Source organism: Chitinophaga sp. 22620, assembly GCF_052044405.1.
Lineage (GTDB): Bacteria > Bacteroidota > Bacteroidia > Chitinophagales > Chitinophagaceae > Chitinophaga.
Window position 1 is genome coordinate 1 of sequence record NZ_JBQEMV010000008.1, and the last position, 912, is coordinate 912.

Here is a 912-nt window from a genome sequence, read left to right on the forward strand (position 1 = left end):
CCTGTATGGGTGCTGTGACGATTGCCAGAAGTCAGGATACCATTCGCACTGCCGGCGCCTGCCTGAATAGCTACCAGCTCCGCCGTGTGTGGATCGCTGCTGATGTGTGCGGCAACCGCGACTCCGTAATACAGATCATCACTGTACAGGATACCCGTCCGCCGGTGTTTACTACTCCTGCTCCCGCTAACGCGACCGTAGAATGTAGCGCCATCCCTGTAATGCCCAACCTGGCTGCTACCGATAATTGTAATGGCCTGGTGACCATCACCAGACGCCAGGATACGGTACGCGCTGCCGGTGCCTGTCTGAATAACTATCAGCTCCGCCGTGTGTGGATCGCCACTGATGTGTGCGGTAACCGCGATTCGGTGATACAGATCCTTACCGTTCGCGATACCCGTCCGCCTGTATTCACAACGCCGGCTCCGGCCAATGCAACAGTGGAATGCAGCAGCATTCCTGTAATGCCCAACCTGGCTGCCACCGACAATTGTAACGGCCTGGTGAGCATCACCAGACGCCAGGATACGGTACGCACCGCCGGTGCATGTCTGAATAACTACCAGCTCCGCCGCGTATGGATCGCTGCTGACGTGTGCGGTAACCGTGACTCCGTAATTCAGATCCTTACCGTTCGCGATACCCGTCCGCCTGTGTTCACAACGCCAGCTCCGGCCAATGTAACCGTGGAATGCAGTGCCATCCCTGTAATGCCAAACCTGGCTGCCACCGATAATTGTAATGGCCTGGTGACCATCACCAGACGGCAGGATACGGTACGCGCTGCTGGTGCGTGTCTGAATAACTATCAGCTCCGCCGTGTGTGGATCGCTGCTGACGTGTGCGGCAACCGTGACTCGGTGATACAGATCATCACCGTTCGTGATACCCGTCCGCCGGTGTTCACAA

1 protein-coding gene is annotated in these 912 nt (G+C 57.2%); it reads left to right on the forward strand.

Annotated elements, in window-relative coordinates; all coding sequences use genetic code 11:
- Positions 1–912: HYR-like domain-containing protein (locus ACTJIK_RS25710; protein WP_440650472.1), on the forward strand; the 912-nt coding region annotated here is incomplete at both ends.